At 64.0% G+C, this 655-nt stretch carries 1 protein-coding gene; it reads left to right on the top strand.

Going from position 1 to position 655, the window contains the following annotated elements; all coding sequences use genetic code 11:
• Nucleotides 1-611 (top strand): AAA-type ATPase lid domain-containing protein (locus tag AC07FD_RS39620; protein WP_478354231.1); only part of this gene is annotated, 611 nt, incomplete at its 5' end.
• Nucleotides 612-655: the final 44 nt, after the last annotated feature.

The following is a 655-nucleotide window of genomic DNA, read 5'->3' as shown; positions in this document are numbered from 1 at the left end:
TTGAGGAGCGCGTGGTCCACCGCATCGGCGACTCGAGGGGCCGGCCGGTGGACGTGCGGCTGGTCGCCTCGACCAATCGCGATCTCAAGCAGGAGGTCGCGGCCGGGCGCTTCCGCAGCGATCTCTATTACCGCATCGGCGCGGTCTCGATTCATGTCCCGGCCCTGCGCGAGCGCGGCGACGACGTGCTGTTGCTGATCGAGCATTTCAATCGTCAGATCGCAAAGCTGGCAGGCAATGATCCGCTGGAGTTTTCGAACGACGCGCTCGATGCGCTGCTGGCCTATCGCTGGCCGGGAAATGTGCGCGAATTGAAGAATCTGGTCGAGCGCCTGCATATACTGGCGCGCGGCGGCACGATCGGACTCCAGGATCTTCCCGCGGAGTTCAGCGCAGGCGATCGCAACACCATGGCCATGCACAGCGAGCACCCCACGGCCATGCTCGAAGCACCGGTGTGCTCGTTCGAAGATGCCGAACGCCAGGCGATCAAGAATGCGCTTGCGGCGGAGGGCGGCAATCTCAGCAAGGTTGCGCTTAGGCTCGGCATTTCGCGGCCCACGCTCTATCGCAAGCTCGGCCAATACGGCATCCGGCGCGGCTTCCTCTAGACCCGTTCACGTGCGTAAAAAAAGACCCGCGGCATTCGCGCCGC

The sequence above is a fragment of the Mesorhizobium waitakense genome (genome assembly GCF_056431085.1).
Note: the sequence above shows the minus strand (reverse complement) of the source record. Positions and strands in the feature narration are given on the sequence as shown.